This window comes from Granulicoccus phenolivorans DSM 17626 = NBRC 107789 = JCM 15570 (assembly GCF_000423085.1).
GTDB lineage: Bacteria > Actinomycetota > Actinomycetes > Propionibacteriales > Propionibacteriaceae > Granulicoccus > Granulicoccus phenolivorans.
Genome location: NZ_AUHH01000019.1, coordinates 39,862 through 58,315, shown reverse-complemented (window position 1 = coordinate 58,315; position 18,454 = coordinate 39,862). Strand labels below are relative to the sequence as shown.

12 protein-coding genes are annotated in these 18,454 nt (G+C 70.5%); 11 read left to right on the top strand and 1 reads right to left on the bottom strand.

Features of this window, described 5'->3' with window-relative positions:
* Positions 1–21 precede the first annotated feature (21 nt).
* From G531_RS24520 to G531_RS0109370, 4 genes are read left to right on the top strand one after another with little or no spacing between them, the layout of a single operon-like run.
* Positions 22–2,808, top strand: coding sequence for a SaeA-related protein (locus G531_RS24520; RefSeq protein WP_145978606.1), 2,787 nt, complete (start codon positions 22–24; stop codon positions 2,806–2,808).
* The gene (locus G531_RS24515; RefSeq protein WP_051215300.1) at positions 2,805–5,534 is read left to right on the top strand and encodes a GAP1-N2 domain-containing protein; all 2,730 of its coding nucleotides are present in this window, start codon (positions 2,805–2,807) and stop codon (positions 5,532–5,534) included. The genes G531_RS24520 and G531_RS24515 overlap by 4 nt, the downstream gene beginning before the upstream one ends.
* Before the next feature lie 9 nt (positions 5,535–5,543).
* Positions 5,544–6,602, top strand: coding sequence for a hypothetical protein (locus G531_RS0109375; RefSeq protein WP_026927062.1), 1,059 nt, complete (start codon positions 5,544–5,546; stop codon positions 6,600–6,602).
* Positions 6,602–7,762, top strand: a complete 1,161-nt coding sequence (locus tag G531_RS0109370) for a hypothetical protein (protein ID WP_026927061.1) — start codon at positions 6,602–6,604, stop codon at positions 7,760–7,762. Before G531_RS0109375 ends, G531_RS0109370 begins: the two co-directional genes overlap by 1 nt.
* Positions 7,763–8,206: 444 nt before the next feature.
* Here the strand turns inward: G531_RS0109370 and G531_RS0109365 are convergent, their stop codons facing one another.
* Entirely contained in the window at positions 8,207–9,520 is a 1,314-nt protein-coding gene (locus tag G531_RS0109365; RefSeq protein WP_026927060.1) for a Rieske 2Fe-2S domain-containing protein, read from the bottom strand.
* A 358-nt stretch (positions 9,521–9,878) separates the two neighbouring features.
* Here G531_RS0109365 and G531_RS0109355 point away from each other — a divergent pair, with 358 nt between their 5' ends.
* The 7 genes from G531_RS0109355 to G531_RS0109325 are packed head-to-tail and all read left to right on the top strand — an operon-like array spanning position 9,879 to position 18,454.
* Positions 9,879–12,008, top strand: coding sequence for an acetate--CoA ligase family protein (locus G531_RS0109355; RefSeq protein ID WP_026927058.1), 2,130 nt, complete (start codon positions 9,879–9,881; stop codon positions 12,006–12,008).
* Positions 12,005–12,787 carry a citryl-CoA lyase gene (locus tag G531_RS0109350; protein WP_026927057.1) on the top strand — a complete coding sequence of 261 codons (783 nt, stop codon included), beginning with the start codon at positions 12,005–12,007 and terminating at the stop codon, positions 12,785–12,787. The genes G531_RS0109355 and G531_RS0109350 overlap by 4 nt, the downstream gene beginning before the upstream one ends.
* An 18-nt stretch (positions 12,788–12,805) precedes the next feature.
* On the top strand, positions 12,806–14,197 hold the full coding sequence (locus G531_RS21585) for a Rieske 2Fe-2S domain-containing protein (RefSeq protein WP_051215299.1): 1,392 nt from the start codon (positions 12,806–12,808) through the stop codon (positions 14,195–14,197).
* On the top strand, positions 14,184–15,401 hold the full coding sequence (locus G531_RS21580) for a Gfo/Idh/MocA family protein (protein ID WP_051215298.1): 1,218 nt from the start codon (positions 14,184–14,186) through the stop codon (positions 15,399–15,401). The genes G531_RS21585 and G531_RS21580 overlap by 14 nt, the downstream gene beginning before the upstream one ends.
* Complete coding sequence (locus G531_RS0109335) at positions 15,394–16,350, top strand: PDR/VanB family oxidoreductase (protein WP_026927056.1); 957 nt, start codon at positions 15,394–15,396, stop codon at positions 16,348–16,350. Before G531_RS21580 ends, G531_RS0109335 begins: the two co-directional genes overlap by 8 nt.
* Positions 16,347–17,366, top strand: a complete 1,020-nt coding sequence (locus G531_RS0109330) for a DODA-type extradiol aromatic ring-opening family dioxygenase (protein WP_026927055.1) — start codon at positions 16,347–16,349, stop codon at positions 17,364–17,366. Before G531_RS0109335 ends, G531_RS0109330 begins: the two co-directional genes overlap by 4 nt.
* Positions 17,363–18,454 (top strand): amidohydrolase family protein, encoded by a 1,092-nt coding sequence (locus G531_RS0109325; protein WP_026927054.1) that lies wholly within the window; start codon positions 17,363–17,365, stop codon positions 18,452–18,454. Before G531_RS0109330 ends, G531_RS0109325 begins: the two co-directional genes overlap by 4 nt.

The following is an 18,454-nucleotide window of genomic DNA, read 5'->3' as shown; positions in this document are numbered from 1 at the left end:
TGAGGTTTTCGGAGGAGTTCGATGACGCAGGCTGATCGACGCAGGCAGGTGCTGTTGGCCTGGGCCCATGCCCTGACCGAGCGCGGGGAGCAGGTCCCGACCCGGGCCCAGCTGGTCGAGATCGCCGCGGTGCGGGGGATCCCGCCGTCGATGCGGACCCCGCTGATGGACCGGTGGGTCGAGGTCATCAACAATCTGTTGTGGCTGTCGGACCAGGGCCACCCGGACCCGGTCAGCGAGGGGCTGCGGATGCAGCCGCGCCCGGTCCCCGGGTTTCCGCCGCCGCAGCCGGCCGCCGTTGGCGTCGGTGGGGTCAATCCGCAGATCGCCCAGCAGTTGGCCGCCTGGCAGCAGCAGGCGGTCCAGGCCGATCAGTTCGCCCGGCAGGCCATGGCGTACGGGAACCAGGCGGATGCCCGGAACTGGCTGATCCGCAAGCAGCACGCCGAACGGGAGATGGAGAACCTGCGCCGCTTCGCCGCCGCGCAGAGTGCCGCCTCGGCCGCCTCGGCGACCTCCTACGGTTCGGCCGGCTCCTACGGGTCGGCCACCTCGCAGGGATCGGCCACCTCCTACGGCTCGGCCACCGAGGCGGTCAGCGGGGTCCCGGCGCCGGCCCCGGAACCGGCCTGGCAGCCGACCGAACCCGTGGCGGACGAACCCGTTGCGGCGGAAGCGGTGGCGGAGATCGTCGAGGCCGAGGTGATCGAGGCTCCGGTCAGTGAACCCGAGACGGTCGAGGCCGAGGTGATCGAGGCCTCCGATGCCGCCCCGGTCGAACCCGAGATCGATCCGCTGCAGAAGTTGATGGTCTGGCGCGACCGGTCCGGCAGCGATGAGGTCAAGGATCGGCATCTGCGCCAGATCGTGAACTCCGGCGCCCGCACCGAGGCCGAAGTGGCCGTCGGGCTCCCGGCGTCGCTGAAGTACCTCGCCCCGACGATCGCCGACGTGCTGGGCCTGCGGGACACCCCTCCGCCGCAGGCTCCGCCGGCCGCGCCCGCGCCCACCACTGCGCAGCTCGGCCCGCAGCCGGGTCCCGCGCCGGCGGAGACCGGTCGCCCGGAACTGCTCAATCCGGGTGCGATCAGCTGGCAGCAGCCGATGGAGCTGGCCCAGGCCCTGAGCGGGTTCGCCGCGATGGACTTCACCGTCGAGGGAGGGGAGCCGCAGCGGCTGAAGGCCTCCGCGCTCGCCGACCGCACGACCAGTCTGCGCTGGCCGGCCGTCGATGCCCCGGCCGGGACCTCCGTGCTGTACCGGGTGGTTGCCGACGACGAACATGTGCCCTACAGCCCGGACATGTCGGAGGTGATTGCCATCACCAAACAGACCGAACTGATCGACAACCGGCCCTTCTACTCCGCGGTCCGGCACTACCAGGTGTGGGTGAACACCGGCCGCGACGACCGGGACGCCCAGCTGAACCAGCCCGTGCTGCATGCGTTGGTGCCGGTGGTCGCCAAACCCGAGGACGTGGACATCCGCGAGGACGAGGGCCGGGTGATCGGGCAGTGGCGGGTCTTCCCCGAGGCGACCAAGGTGCAGATCTTCCGGGTCCCGGCCGAGCGGGCGCACGCCGGTGCGGGCAATCCGATGTACCGGATCCTCGAGGCCGAGCCGAACCTGGGTGGCTTCGTCGACGACACCGCCGAGACCGGCAAGCGCTACATCTACCAACTGCTGGTCCAGGCGGAGGTGGAGGGTACGCCCCAGCTGTCCCTGCCGACGATCGTTCCGGTCACCACCTCCGCGGTGCTGCACGGCGTACCGGATCTGGCCTGCCGGCTGAACGACGACCAGGCGCATCCGCAGTTCGACCTGACCTGGTCCCCGCCCCCGGCCGGGCGCGTGGTCATCTACCGCACCGAGGAGCCGCCGGTGGCCGGCGCCGACGCGGAGACCGTGCCCGAGGAGGCGCTGCCCCAGATGCAGCTGCGTCCCGATGCCCGGCTGGCCCATCCGATCGAACAGCACGAGTCCGCCGACGGCGGCCGGGCGTACGCGATGATGCGGAATGTGCCGTGGCCGCGGAACTGGTCGCGGCTGTACTTCACCCCGGTGACGATCCTGGACGGCAAGGCCAAGGTCGGCACCACGACCTCGCAGGTACGCACCGGCCGGGTCGAGGACGCCACCGTGGTCGAGCGGGTCTCCCAGCAGGTCCTGACGATGGCGTGGCCGGTGGGTGCGGCCAACATCAAGGTGTACGCCGGGGCGCTCGGCCAACCCGCGGAGGAGGCGATCCCCGGGGCCGAGCCGATCGCGGAGATCTCCGAGGAGACCTACCGCCGGCTGGGCGGGCTGCACTTCCCCCGGCCGCTGGATCCCGGCGGCTGCGACCTGCATCTGGTGCCGGTCTCCTTCGCCGGCGGCCAGTCGGTGGAGGGCAAGCCCACCACGGTGCGCTATCGCGGGCTGTTGACCCTGGCGTACCACCTGGAGGTGCAGCGCGGGGCGTTCGGCCGGGGGCAGGCGATCCTGCAGGTGACGGTGCGCGCCGACCGGTTCAATCCGTCCTCCCCGCCCTTCGCCCTGGTGCACAATCCGAACCGGCTGCCGCTGGACGTCCGCGACGGCGAGACCCTGCCGGTCCTGCTGAACAACAACCAGCCGCAACAGCCGACCACCCGGTTCCGGCTGCAGTCGCTGAACACCAGCTGGGCGGTGCCCGGCTGGATCGCCGATGTGACCAACCGGACCGGCTGGGTCCGGCTGTTCGTCGACCTGGCACCGAACCCGCAGCAGGGGACCGTCGCCCTGCTCGACCCGCCGGTGGCCAACCTGTGGCTGGGTGATCCGCGATGAGCGGCTACCTGGGGTACGCGGCGCCCGGGCCGGCCGCGCCGCCGATCAAGCCGCGGTTCGGGCAACTCACCTACTCCTCCTTCGACCGGCGCGACGGCCGCGGTGGGGGCTGGCAGGTCAAGGACACCAGCGGCGACCTCGACCCGGGCGAGATCGAGGCGCTGCGCTCCCGGGTGCAGACCCAGTTCGATGCCGGCACCGAACTGCCGAAGTTCCCGACCCAGGCCCAGATCGACGAGCTGCCGCGGAAGTTCTCCTGCACCCCGCTGGCCGGGGCGGCCCCGGCCACCGTCTCCTGGCACGTCGCCCCCGCCGGGGCCGACGCCTCCGGGCGGCCGGGGAACGTGTTCGCGCACCTGGTGCTGGACCGGCGGCCCGACGGCACCGATCAGATCCGCCCGATCCAGCGCTGGCGCAGCCCCGACTGGCTCACCCCCTACGGCCCCGACCAGGTCCTCGCCGCCCGACTCGGGACCAGCGAGGCGCCCCGCCCCGGGCCGGTCTCGGCGCTGACGGTGAGCAACTGGCTGTTCGCACCCCGGAAGTTCCGGATGGGGACCCTGGCCCTCCTTCTGGACGCGGTGACCGCGGCGATGCACGGCGGACCGCGGGTGGTGCTCGGCACCGAGGAGGTCGATGACGCCGCCAACTGGATCGCCGCGATCAGCCTGGCGATGTCGCGGGGGACCGCCCGGGAGTTCTACTTCTCCACCCTGGAACGCCCGAACACCCTGGCCGAGGCCTTCGGGCGCGGGATCCACCTCGCCTGCGTCCCGCGCGGCGACCTGCCGGCCCTGGCCCGGCTGGATCGGGTCGCGGTCCTCGACGCAGAGGCCCGACCGGCCCTCGGCGACTTCGGCGGCGAACCGCACACCACCGGCCGCGGCGATCGCATCGTGGTGACGGAATGGTCGCTGATGATCGGCGAACTGTTCCTCGACCCGACCACCACCCAGGAAAGCGTCGAGGAGATCGACCGGGTCGCCCACAGCGTCGGCGACATCGGGCTGGACCCGGCCTGGCCGGCCGCGATGCTGATCGCCCGGCGCGCGGACACCGACCTGCGCGAGGAGGCCCAACGGGTGCTGGCCGCGCACACTCCGAAGGAGGCCGCGCACGTCACCGGGGTGGTCGACTCGTTGAGCGACTCGGTGCGCGCCGAGGCCGGCGGGGACACCGACCGGGCCTGGTCGCTGGTGACCCGCTACGGCGCCGACACCGGTCGGGGCCCGGAGGTGATCGGCCGCGTCGCCGCCGGGGTGTACGCCGAGCTGGCCCTCGCGGATCGGGCCTGGCTCGCCCGCTCCGGCGCCGGTCGGCTGCCGGCCCCGCGTTCCTTTCCCGAGGAGCCAGACCCCGCCCTGGTGGCCGCGGCCCGGACCGGGCTGGCCGAAGTCGCCCTGGACGAAGCCGCACCGGTCCCGGAGCAGGTGGCGCAGGGGCGGACCGCGGTGCATCTGCTGGAACTGGCGCTGCGGGCCCGGCTCGGGATCGTGCTGCAGGCCGAACTGATGCAGCTGATCGAGGCGGTGGTGCTGCCGATGCTGCTGCGCCCGCACCTGGTCGACCCGCTGATCGCCGACCTCGAGGGCCGCATCGGGTCCGAGGCACGCGCCTGGTTGTGGGGTGCCCTCGGGTACGCCCCGCTCGCCGAGATCGCCCCGCCGGGGGAGCGCGTACGCCCCCGGGTGCTGGACTGGTTGGGCCCCCGGGCCGGGGAACCGGATCCGATCGCCCACGCCTCCCCGCGTGCGGACGGCTCGATCGACCTGTTGGTCGCCGAACTCGCCTGGCACCGGTTGCGCTCCGGGGTTCCGCCGCAGGATTCGGCGAAGACCCGCTTCGTCGCGATCTGGTCCGGGCTGGAACACCTGACCCAGCACCCCGATCGGGCGCTGGCCGACCGGGTCGCGGCCCTGTTCGACCCTGCACTGCCGGCGGAGTTCCTCACCGTGGCCGACCGCCGGTTCCGGACTGCCATCCCGACCGGCTGGTACCTGTCGCAGGTGCTCACCGGTGACCCGACTCCGGCGGCGCAGCAATGGTGGGGCACGCTGGGGCAGCGCAGCCAGGACGGGCCGATCGATGTGCCCACGCTGGCCCGGTTCCGGCTGGAGACGCTGCGCCCGGACTGGTTCGCGGGGCTCTCCCCGGCCGCGTTGGGATCGCGGCTGGACAGTGTGACCCGGGCGTTCGAGCGTCCCCGGCCCGAGCCCCATCCGACGCTGGCCCGGCACCTGAAGCTGCTGTGCGCGCTGATCCTGTTGGGCGGGCAGCAGGTCGATCCGCGGCTGCTGGACCAGCTCAGTCCTGAGGCCCCGCCGATCAAGGTGTCCCGCGGGCTGCGCGCCCCCGAGCATGATCCGACCGTGTCGGGGGAGACCTTCGACGCGCTGGTGGCCTGGGGCAACCAGTACCTGCAGGTGCCCGCGCTGGCGGCCTATCTGCTGCACGGGGATCCGCAGTCGCCGCTGTACCAGCCGCGGGACCGGGTGGCGGTGTGGCTGTGGTCGCTGCGTACCGATGCCGAGGACCATCCCACCCTGCTCGGGGAACTGCTGGTGGAGCGGATCAACCGCTCCGCGGAAAGTCGCGACGCCACCGCCGACGAACTGTTCGCCGCGCTGCGCCGGGTCGAGGGCACCGCGGACGAGCGCGCGGCGCGCAATGCCGAGCGATACCTGAACAACTGGATGCGCATTCCGCCGCACCGGCGGATCCGATAAGGAGAATCTGTGCCTACCTACGTACTCGAGGGCGGCTCCACGGTCACCCTGCCCGGCAAGCCGCTCACGCTGCGGATCCAGGGCAACGGCGGTACCCGGGCCCGCCTGGTTGCCCTGCGGGGCGGTGCCCCCGACCACACCGCGATCACCCCCGGGCCGGGCATGCTCGTGCTGCCCCGGGTCGGGGAGCCGGTGATCGTCCGGGCGGTGCCGGAGACCGGGGCCAACTTCGGGTCCCGGGCGGTGGTGTCCCTGAGTGCGGGGATCGAACTGCACGGCGACACCGATCCCGAACGGGCCGTGCTGAGCGGGGTGGACCTGTCCGGGCTGGCCCAGCGGGACCTGGTCGAGGTGGCCCGCACCGGGGACCGGCTCACCGTCACCGCGCTCGGGGTGATCGTGGATACGCCGTTGCCGCCGCTGGCGTCCCGGGCCCGGGACCTGGCCCGGGAGATCCTGGGCGCCGAACGCGTCCCGACCGCCGAGGCGACCGAGTTGCAACTGGTCTTCGACGCCTCGGCCTCGATGCGCCAGTTCGCCGCCGACGGGTCGATCGCGGCGGCCGCCGAGGTGTACGCCGGGATCTCCCGGGTGACCTCCGCCGACGCCGGCCTGCAGGTCGTCATTGCCGCCGCGCAGTGGCATCCGCTGCCGGAGGTAGCCGCGGAAAAGCTGGCCCCGACCGTTCTCGAGGCGATCACCGCCCACCCGATCGCGACCGGCTTCCGCGCCCGTGGGGAGGTCCCCAGTACCCGCCCGCAGACCGTTCGCTGCCTCATCTCCGACGGCGTCCCCGCGGACATGCCGATCGATGAGGACCTCACCGACGGGCACCGGATCCAAGTGGCCGTACTCGCCGCCCCGCCCGCCTGGGAGGTGATGCGGCATCGCTGCCCGGGGCCGGCGGTGCTGTTCCCGACCGCCGAGTGGGGCCCGTCGGAGCTGTACCAGCATCTGATGAGCGATGATCGTGCGCTGCGTACGGTGGTCACCGAACTGCTGCGCGGGATCCTGCCGCTGGACTCCGCGCTGCAGCAGCGGCTGGGGACCCCGACGGGGGCGCGCTGATGCAGACCAAGTGCCCCTATTGCTTCAACGACCTGACCTCGGCCCGCTACGCCTACCAGTGCCAGGGGACCTGTAACGCCATCGACGACCCGATCGGGAGTCAACTGCACGGGGCCCCGCGGCAGTGGAAGCCGACCTCCTTCGCCAGCGCTCCGGCCGGTGCGGGCCCGGACTGGGCCCCGCCGCCGCTGACCGAATGCGCCCGTTGCCACGGTCCGGTCGCCGAGTGCTGCCCGGTGTGTCACCACTTCCTGCCGCCGGCGTGGCGGACCGGGCAGGCGACCTGTATCGCCCTGGCCGGGGCCCGGGCGACCGGCAAGAGCATCTACATCGGGGTGGTGGTGAAGCAGCTGGAGATGCTGGCCGAGGCGCACCGGACCACGGTCGATTTCGTCGACGGGGCCAGCCGCGAGCTGTACCGCGAGACCTATGAGAAGCCGTTGTACGAGACCCGCGGCATTCTCACCCCGACCCCGCGCGCGACGGTGGGCGACGCCTATCAGCGCCAGCCGATCATCCTGTCCCTGGGGATCCTGAATGGGATGCGCCGCTTCATCGTGCTGCGCGACGTGGCCGGGGAGGACCTGGAGAACCGGGTCGAGGGGCAGGCGCACCTGTCGTTCTTCCAGCACGCCTCGGCGGTGCTGTTCCTGTTCGACCCGACCCGGGTGCCGGAGGTGCGCAACCAGTTGCAGGACCTGATCCCGGCCCAGCTGCACCAGGGCGGCGACCCCGCGGTGGTGCTGAACAACCTCAACTTCCTGATCGGGCAGGGCAATCCGCGGCTGGCGGTGGTGCTGTCGAAGTTCGACACGATGCAGACCCTGACCCGGGTGGCCGACACCGAACTGAGCCGGATCATGTCGAATGCCGGGGCCGCGTTCATGCGGGACCCGGGCAATGCCCGGCCCGGCTACGACGACGAGGACGGGAAACTGTTGCATGCCGAGGTCCGCAGTCTCTTGCAGCGGCTCAATGCCGGCCACATCGTGACCGCGGTCGAGCGGCCGCACACCGGCCGGGTCCTCGACCACCGCTTCTTCGTTGTGTCCGCGCTGGGGGCTCCGACCGAGGGGGAGCAACTGCACGATCACGGCATCGCGTCGTTCCGCTGCCTGGATCCGATCCGGTGGGCCCTGGCCAAGGACGGCGCGGTCTGACCCAGCGGGATGTCCCTGGGCGCCTGTTCGCGGGGTGATTTCCGGTTTGGCGGGTCGGGTTCGGTTGTGCGGGGCCTGCAGGGGCTGCGGTTCGTACGCCGGCCCGCGGACCGCAGTTGGGCCCGCGAACAGCGCGGGGGAGGGGCCCTGCAGGGGCCGCGGTTCGTACGCCGGCCCGCGGACCGCAATTGGGCCCGCGAACAGCGCGGGGGACGCCTCGGGCGCGATCTCTCGGAGTTGCCGGCGCGGGGGTTGGAGCCTGTTCGCGGGTTGATTTCCGGTTTGGCGGGTCGGGTTCGGTTGTGCGGGGCCTGCAGGGGCCGCGGTTCGTACGCCGGCCCGCGTACCGCAGTTGGGCCCGCGAACAGCCCCGGGGAGAGCCTGCCGATCCGGTGGGCCCTGGCCAAGGACGGCGCCAGCAACCCACCGGGATCGGCCCATCGGTTACTGCTTGGCGTACTCCCCGGTGCGGAAATACTCGCGCCAGTCCTGATCGCCGGAGAGGAAGAAGTTCGCCGGCTGCGGGTTGTCCTTGGGCGCGATCCCGATCGGGTCCTCCCCGCGCGCGACCGCCTGGGCGTTGGCGATCATCTGTCGTCGGTAGCGGGCCACCGCCAGGTCGGCCGGGACCAGGTGCTCGATCGGGGAGTCCACCGCGCGGCCCATCGACTCGTTCATCGCCCAGTCCTCGGGGATGAACCGGTACATCCCGGTGTAACTCTCGCCCCGTTCCATCGCCTCGCGATCCTGCAGCCAGTTGTTGGCCCGGTTCGGGCGGTCGGTGAGGTCGTGGGTCTCCCGAGCCAGCCCGTAGGTGTCCATCGCGACCGAGTCGATGCCGTAGTACTTCAGGATCTGTTCGCGGGCCTCGCCGGTGGCGATCTCCCGGCTGGTGTCCCACCAGATCATGAAGAACAGGGACCGGTCATCGTCGACCGGCAGGACCAGCTGGGCGATGTTGTCGGGATGGATGTAGATCCCGGCCGGCTGGACGAAGCTGGTCACCCGGGCGTTCTGCTTGGCCTCACCGTTCTCGGTGAACCGGGAGATGGCGGCGTACCGCAGGCCGAAGTCGGTCTCCTCCACCTCGATGGTGGGGGCCAGGTCCTTGGCGAGCACCCCGGCGGTGTCGACCCGCTTGCGGGTGCCGAAGTCGGGCGGGGTGGGGCCGGAGCCCTGGGTGAGGTGGGTCAGGGCGTCCTTGTGCAGGGACCCGGTGTGGGTGGTGTCGATCAGACCCTCGATGATCCGGGTGTAGTTCGAGGAGTTCGCGATGATCTCCACCACCCGGTGCTGCGGTTCGACGTCGAACCAGGGATGCTTCGGGAACGGGGGCTCCTCGTCGGCCTTGCCGAAGTAGCCCCAGATCATCTCGCCGGCCTCGCGCACGGCGTACGCGGGCTGCCGCACCCGGTCCTTGAACCGCGGATCCTGCACGTTCGGAGCGTCCAGCAGCCGGCCGTCCACGTCGTACTCCCAGCCGTGGTACAGGCACCGGATCCCGGCTCCGTCGGTGCGTCCCAGGCACAGCGAGGCGCTGCGGTGGGTGCACGCCTCATCCAGCAGGCCGAGCTTTCCTTCGCGGTTTCGGAACAGTACATAGTCTTGTCCGAGAGCCCGGACCCGGGTCGGGGCGCCCCCGGCCTCGGGCAGGTCCGAGCTCAGACACAGCGGCAACCAGTACCGCTTCAGCGTGTCGTGCATGGGGTTTCCCGGGCTGATCTGGGTCAGCAACTTCTTCTGGTCGGTGTGATTCATTCAACTCGTCCTTGAGCAGCCAATGGTTCCGAGGGGCGCAATCAACTCGTTATTGTCCGATGCGCCGGATAGTCTTACGGTATATCGTAACAACCCATGACTCAATGTGGAGGGCGGATGCCACGACATTTCGAAGAGGCGATCCTGCACCGGGTGCCGGCCGGTATCGAGAGCTGCGAGCACTGCCGGACAGTCACCTGGGCAGGGGTTCCGGCGTGCTCGTGTGAGTTCGGCCGGCTGGTGGCCAGTGCCCAGGGATTGGAGCTGATTCTGGCCGGCGGAGACCGACCCCTTGCCAAGGACTCCGAAATCTCGTAGAGTGCCACGAAATACCACGGTCAATGATCAAGGAGGATTAATGGCGCCTGTCAGGAGTCGCGCGCTGGACACGCTGGTGGACCCACGTTCGGTGGCCATTATCGGGGCCTCGGACCGCCCATTCAGCCTGGGCCAGCGAGCAGTCGCCAACCTGCTCGACCATTCCGATGTCGAGGGCCGGACGATCCACCTGATCAACCGGACCAGCCCGCAGATCCGCGGCATCGACACCGTTCCCAGCGTGCTGGACCTGCCCGAAGCGCCCGATGTCGCCGAACTGGTCGTCCCCGCGGCGGCGACCCTGCCGGTGCTGCGCGAGTGTGCCGAGATCGGCGTCAAGTACGCCGTGGTCTTCACCTCCGGTTTCGGCGAGATGGGCCCCGAGGGCAAGGCCGCCGAGGCCGAGATGGCCGCCCTGGCGCGGGAGAGCGGGATGCGGATCTACGGTCCGAACTCCCCGGGCCTGTGCAACAACAATGCCCGACTGGGCCTGATGTTCTCCCCGTCCTACTACCTGGATCAACTGCCCGGCCCGATCGGCTTGGCCACTCAGGGCGGCGGCGTGGGCCGCTGCTTCCTGCAGGCCATGGAGCGCGGGGTCGGGGTGGGCCTGTGGGCCTCCACCGGCAACGAGGTCGACCTCACCGTGGCCGACTTCATCCACTACATGGCCGAGGCCGATGACATCAAGGTGATCGCCACCGCGATGGAGGGTATCCGCGACGGCGACGCCTTCGTCGACGCCTGCCTGCACGCCGCCGAACGGGGCAAGCCGGTCGTCGGGATGAAGGTCGGGCGCAGTGAGTACGGCGCGCGCGCCGTCGCCTCGCACACCGGATCGATCTCCGGCGCGGCGGAGGTGAACAGCGCGGTGTTCAAGCAGGTCGGGATCATCGAGGTCGACGACATGGACGAACTGATCGATACCGCCGCCCTGCTCACCCGGGCCGCCCCGAAGGCCAGCCCCAAGTACGCCGTCTACGGCTTCTCCGGTGGCGGCTGCGCGATGGCGTCGGACGCCCTGGGCCACGCCGGCCTGGAGATGGCCGAGTTCACCCCGCAGACCCTGCAGCGCTTCGAGGAGGTGCTGCCCGATTACGCCGCCTGGACCAACCCGGTCGATGCCACCTCCGACATTCTGACCAAGCCGGAGATCGGCGGGCCCAGCCTGCTGGCCACCTGCGAGGACGCCAATACCGACCTGGTGGTCTACCCCTTCCCGTGTGACTACGAGGAACTGACCGGCCAGATCGGCCACACCATCGTGGAGACCCAGGCACAGACGCAGACCCCGATCGTGCCGATCTGGATGAGCGACCGGCTCGGCTCGGGCTACCAGGCCCTGGTCGACGGCGGCATGCTCCCGATCGGCAGCATCCGCCGCGGGGTCACCGCGCTGCGCCGCTGGCAGGAGCGCGGCTCCTGGCAGCACACCACCGGCTGGCGCCCGCTGGGCCGCCGGGCCGCGGCGTCGGCACGACGCACCGCGACCGAACCCGAGGCCAAGGCGGCCCTGGCCGCCGCCGGTATCCCGGTCCCGCAGAACGCCGTGGTCGCCGGTGCCGAGGACGCCGTCGCCGCCGCCGAGCGGATCGGCTACCCGGTGGTCCTCAAGGTCGTCAGCGACGAGATCACCCACAAGTCCGATGTCGGCGGTGTCCGGGTCGGGCTCACCGACGCCGCGGCGGTCCGCGAGGCGTACGCCGGGATCGCCGAGGCCGTGCAGGCCGCCACCGGCGTCCGGGTGGAGCAGGTGATGGTCGAACAGATGGCACCCGAGGGCATCGACATGCTGGTCGGGGTCACCCAGGATCCGACCTTCGGGGCGGTCCTCACCTTCGGCTTCGGCGGCATCTTCGTGGAACTGTTCGCCGACGTGGCGCGCCGGCTGCTGCCGCTGACCGAGCAGTCCGCCCGGGAGTTGATCGCTGAACCGCGCTCGGCCGCCCTGCTGGACGGGCTGCGCGGTGCGCTGCCCCGGGACAAGGACGCCCTGGTCGCCGCGCTGCTGGCCATCTCCGACTTCGTCGCCCAGCATGCCGACGACATCGAGGAACTCGAGATCAACCCGCTGCGCGTCGGCGCGGCCGGGGCGGGCGTACTGGCCCTGGACGCAGTACTCATCCGGGCCGACCGGCCCCAGCAGCCCACCGAGGAGGGCATCGCATGATCAAAACCGAAATCGGCACGACCACCATGGATGAGATCACCGTTCGGGGCCGCAGCCTCGCCGGTGAACTGATCGGACAGGTCGACTTCGTCGACATGATCCTGATCGCCTCCCTGGGCCGGCCCTGTCAGGGTGCGGAGAAGGAAGTCATCAACACCATCCTGGTCACCGTCTGCGATCACGGCCTGACCCCGAGCGCGTTGGCCGCCCGGCTGACCTACATGGGTGCCCCCGAGGCACCCCAGGCCGCGGTCGCCGCGGGTCTGCTCGGCGCCGGCTCGGTCTTCCTCGGCGCGATGCAGAACGCCGCCGAGATGCTGCAGGAGGCCGCGGCGGGCCTGCCCGCCGACGCGACCGATGAGCAGATCACCGAACGGGCCCGCGAGTTCGTCACCGCCCGCCGGGCCGCCCGCGCCCCGCTGTACGGACTGGGTCACAACATCCACCTCAACGGCGATCCGCGGATCCCCGCGCTGCGCGGGGTCGCCGAACGCACCGGCACCCTGGACGTGCACTGGAAGCTGCTGCTGGCCATGGACGAGGTGTCCGGCACGATCTACTCCCGCCGCCTGCCGGCCAACACCGCCGGCGCGGTCGGCGCGATGGTGCTCAGCCTCGGGCTGCCGCTGCACATGGCTCGCGGCCTCGCCCTGATCGGTCGCTGCGCCGGTCTGCTCGGCCACATCATCGAAGAGCAGGAACACCCCATCGGCCAGGAACTGTGGGACCTCGTCCTGCGCCAGGACGACCGCAACCAAGTGCCCGGCAAGTTCGCCTGACCCCGGAGAGGAACAGACATGTTGAGGAATGACGCCAACGAGACCCTGTCCCGGGTCGGCAAGGGAACCCCGATGGGGGAGCTGTTCCGGCGCTTCTGGCTGCCGGCGGTGCTGACCTCCGAGGTCGCCGAACCCGACTGCGATCCGGTCCGCCTGCGGATTCTCGGTGAGGACCTGGTCGCCTTCCGCGACACCCTCGGTCGGGTCGGGATCGTCGCCGCGCACTGCGCCCACCGGCTGGCTCCGCTGTACTTCGGTCGCAACGAGGACTGCGGTCTGCGCTGCCTGTACCACGGGTGGAAGTTCGATGTCGAGGGCAACTGCGTGGAGACCCCGAACGTGCCCGCCGACGCCCCCGACATCCGCTCCCGGGTGGGGATCACGGCGTACCCGGTCGAGGAGCACTCCGGGGTGGTCTGGGTCTACATGGGTCCGGCCGAGGTCAAGCCGCCCTTCCCGGGCCACGAGTACGCCCATCAGCCCGAGGGGCATTACAACGCCTCGCGCTGGGTCCAGCGGACCAACTGGTCCCAGGGCCTGGAGGGCGAGATCGACTCCTCGCACATCTCCTGGCTGCACCGCGACTTCGACAAGGAATCCACCAAGCAGAAGTCGACCGGCGCGCAGATGACCAACGATGCCGCCCCGCACATCGAGATCCGGCAGACCGAGTACGGGATGGTCTACGGCGCCCGGCGCAGCCACGAGGGCCAGTACCTGTGGCGGGTCACCCAGTTCATGCTGCCGATGTTCTCCCTCATCCCGCGGGCCCCCGGCGAGTTCGAGCGCGGCGGCGGCCGGGCCTGGGTGCCCATCGACGACAACACCACCACGGTGTTCAGCTTCGGCTACCGGGTCAACGAACCCTTCGACCAGGCGGAACTCGACTCCTACTACCGCTCCGGGGCACTGTTCCCGCCGCGGATCGAGCGGGGCACCTTCACCTGCCTGGACGGCACGATCATCGACCACTTCCTGCCGGTGGCGAACAAGGAGAACGACTACCTGCTGGATCGCCAGATGCAGCGCACTCAGAACTTCTCCGGAATCTGGGGCGTGCACGACCAGGACCGCGCCCTGGCGGAGAACTCCAAGGCCCTGCCCGGGGACCCCGGGATCGTCGACCGGTCCGGGGAACACCTGGTCAGCGCCGACCGGGCCGTGGTCGCGGCCCGACGGATCCTGCTGAACATGGTCGACGCGCTGCAGAAGGGCACCGAACCCGCCGCGGTGCAGGATCCGAACAGCTTCCGGGTCCGGGCCATCTCCAAGCTGACCCCGATCGACACCTTCGACAAGTTCGTGGAGGTCTACGGGGCGGAGTTCGTCCCGCCTGCCTCCGTCGAGCTCGGCCACAAACACGACGAGGGCGTCGGGATCGAGAATGACAAAGCCGATGCCTCCGCATGAGGTGACCCGGCGCCCGCGCCTGGTCATCGTCGGGCTGGGCCTGGCCGGCGGCGCGATGGCCGCCGCCGCGCAGGCCCACCCCCGGATCGAGCTGGTCGGGGCGGTGGAACCGGATCCGGCGATCCGGGAACGGTTCACCGCCGTGACCGGGCTGCCGGCGTACGCCGACCTGGACCCGGTGCTGGCCGACCCGGAGGTGGACGCGGTCTACCTGGCCACCCCACACCAACTGCACGCCGAGCAGACCGTACGCAGTGCCGCGGCCGGCAAGCACATCCTGGTGGAGAAGCCGATGGCGCTCACCGTCGCCGACTGCGACGCCATGGTCGCCGCGGCCGACGCCGCGGGAGTGGCGCTGGTGGTCGGACACACCCACGGGTTCAGCCCGGCGGTGGCCGAGATCGGCCGCCTGGTGCGCAGCGGAGCGTTCGGTCGACTCGGCATGATCGCGGCCTGGAACTACACCGACTTCCTCTACCGACCGCGCCGGCCCGAGGAACTCGACACCAGCCGCGGCGGCGGAATCCTGTTCAACCAGATCCCGCACCAGGTCGACATGATCCGGACCATCGCGACCGCACCGGTCACCTCGGTGCGGGCCCATGCCGTACGCCTGGACCCGGCCCGGCCCACCGAAGGCGCCGCCACCGCCCTGCTCGGGTTCGCCGACGGCGCGGCGGCCACGCTGACCTACTCCGGCTACGACCACTTCGACTCCGACGAACTGCACGACTGGGTCGCCGAGGGCGGCTCGGTCAAGACCCCGGCCCACGGCTCGGCCCGCGCCGGACTCGCCGATCTGTCGGCCGAGGCCGAGCGGCAGGCCCGCACCGATCGGCTGAGCTTCGGTCGGCGCAAGGTCGCCCGACCCGCGCACCAGCCCCACTTCGGGGAACTGGTCGTCACCTGCGCCGGCGCCGACCTGCGGCCCGGTACCGACGATGTGGTCGCCTACACCGACGCCGGCGTACGCCATCTCCCGCTGACCGAGCACCAGTGGTGGCCCGGCCGCGGCGATGTGCTGGCCGAGTTCGCCGCCGCGATCGACGGTACGCCGGTCGTCCATGACGGCCGCTTCGGCCGCGACACGGTGATCGTCAGCCTCGCGATCGCCGAATCCGCCCGCACCGGGCAGGAGATCCGCCTCGAGGCCCCCGAACCCACCCCCACCCCAGAAACCACCGAAGGACCCGTCCATGTCTGACCGACTCGAGACCCAGAAACTGCGGGTGCACGCCGTCCGACTGGAAGCCGACAGCATCATCTCCGTCGAACTGCGCGATGTGCAGCAACGGGATCTGCCCCCCTTCACTGCCGGCGCCCATGTCGACCTGCGCCTGCCCAACGGGCTGGTCCGCAGCTACTCCCTGTGCGGCGACCCGCGCCGCGCCGACCGCTACACCGTGGCGATCAACCGCGACCCCGCCTCGCGCGGCGGCTCGGCCTGGCTGCATGAGAACCTGCGGGTCGGCCAGGTCATCCCGGTCACCCCGCCGCGCAACAACTTCGCGCTGAATGAGGACGCCGCGCACAGCGTGTTCATCGCCGGCGGAGTCGGGATCACCCCGCTGCTGGCGATGATCCGCCGACTCACCGTCCTGGGCAAGCCCTGGACCCTGTGGTTCGCCACCCGCACCCAGTCCCAGATGGCCTTCGCCGAGGAACTCCAGGAGCTGGCCGGCGACCTGGGCACGGTCCACCTGCACTACGACGAGGAGTCGCGGACCTTCCTGGATCTCGAGGCGATCGTGAAGCAGGCACCGGCCGGCAGCCACTTCTACTGCTGCGGCCCGATGCCGATGTTGAAGGCCTTCGAGGCCATCGACATGCCGCGCGAACTGCGCCACATCGAGTACTTCCAGAACGATGCCGCGCCCGACACCGAGGGCGGCTTCGAGGTGGAACTGACCGAATCCGGCAAGACCGTCCAGGTCCCGGAGGGCAAGAGCATTCTGGACGCCCTGATGGATGCCGGGGTCGACGTCCCGTTCTCCTGCACCGAGGGCATCTGCGGCACCTGCGAGACCCGGGTCATCTCGGGCATCCCGGACCACCGCGACCTGGTCCTCACCGACGCGGAGAAGGAATCCAACGAAGTCATGATGATCTGCGTCTCGGGCAGCAAGAGCGATCGGCTGGTGCTGGAACGATGAGCCGGATCGTGCTCGGGGTCGGCACCTCGCACAGCCCGCTGCTGGCCATCCCCCCGGAACTGTGGTCCGACCGGGCCAAGGACGACCTGCGCAAGACCGAACTCGTCCTCGGCGACGGCCGCGTGCTGACCTACGACGAACTCAACACCGAGGTCGGCGCCCGGTACCGCGACCGCACCACTGCCGAGCACTTCGCCCAGCAGTACGCCACCGCCCAGGCCGAACTCGACATCCTCGCCCGGGCGGTCGCCGAGGCCGAGGTGGACGCCCTGATCGTGGTCGGTGACGACCAGGACGAACTGTTCGTCCGCGCCCACCTGCCGCTGATGGCGGTCTACACCGGCGAGGAGATCATCACCCACCCGAAGAACGAGGTGAACCCGAACCTGCCCGACTGGTACCGCGAGGCCAACAAGGGGTACCGGATGGACACCGTCCATCGCTATCCCACCGACCGCAAGCTGGCCGATGCGCTGGTGGAGGGTCTGGTGGCCGAGGGCGTCGACGTGGCCATCGCCGGACAGGTCGACGATCCCGTCGCGGCCGGCTTCGGGCACGCCTTCGGGTTCGTGATGGACCGGCTGGGCGGCGGCGCGCAGATCCCGATGGTGCCGATCATGCTGAACACCTACTTCCCGCCGAACGTGCCGCGCCCGGCCCGGGCCTGGCAGATCGGGGAGGCTCTGGCCGCCGCCGTGGCCGCGGACGGGATGGACCGTCGGGTCGCGGTGGTCGCCTCCGGCGGGTTGAGCCACTTCGCGGTCGACGAGGACCTAGACCGGCGCGTCCTGGCCGCGCTGGCCGCCCACGACGCCGCCACCCTCGGCGCGCTCGATCATCGCGGGCTGCGCTCGGGCAACTCCGAAATTCTCAACTGGATCATGACCGGCGGCGCCATGCGCGGGCTGTCGGTGGTCCACCAGACCTACCTCCCGGTGCAGCGCACCGAGGCCGGCACCGGGGTCGGCCTGGCCTTCATGCTCTGGGCCCCGAACGAAGAAAGCGAGCACGCATGATCATCGACGCCCACGGACACCTGATCACCCCCGCCAGCATTTTCGGTATCCGTACCGTGCTGCAGGCCTCCAACGGCCAGCACTCCAAGGAGTGGTACCACGACCGCTATGTCCGTGAGGAGGAGATGCGCGCCAGCGCCGACCGCGGCGTCAAGATGATGGACGCCGTCGGCACCGACATCCAGTTCCTGTCCCCGCGCCCGTTCGTGCTGATGCACTCCCACCCGGTGGCCAAGGACGTCGCGATGTGGGTCGGGCTGAACAACGACCTGATCCACCAGGCGGTGCAGTGGCACCCGACCCGCTACCGCGGTGTCGCCGGACTGCCGCAGGTCTCCGGGCAGCCGGTCGAGATCGTCTTCGACGAACTCGAGCGCTGTGTCGAGGAACTCGGCTTCGTCGGCGTCCTGGTGAACCCGGACCCGGGGGAGGGCAACGGCTGGTCCCCGCGCCTGGATGACCCGTACTGGTACCCGCTGTGGGCCAAGCTGGTCGAGCTCAATGTCCCCGCCCACATCCATGCCGCCGGTTGCACCGGCCGGGAGACCTACGACGAGCACTTCGCCAGCGAGGAGTCCCTGGCGATCACCGCGCTGACCCACTCCGAGGTGTTCGACAAGTTCCCCGAACTGAAGGTGATGATCTCCCACGGCGGCGGGTCGATTCCTTACCAGATCGGTCGCTGGCGCGCGCACCACTGGCTGGACCTGGCCACCAAGAAGCCGCACATCAAGCAGTACTTCATCGACCTGGAGAAGGCCGGGATGGCCGGCGAGGAACTCCCCGACGCCCCGGCGGACCTCACCAGCTACGACGACGCGCTGCGGATGCTCTGGTTCGACACCGATGTGCACGCCGAGACCTCGCTGGAACTGCTGTTCAAGGTGGTCGGTCCCGACCGCTGCCTGTTCGGCACCGAGCGTCCCGGCTCCGGTGGCGCGATCAACCCGAAGACCGGGCACTCCTTCGAGGACTTCAAGTACACCATCGACCATCTCGACGGCCTGACCGACGAGGACCGGCGCAAGATCTACTCCGAGAATGCCCGGATCGTGTTCCCGCGTCTGCGTACCGGGGATGAGGCCTGA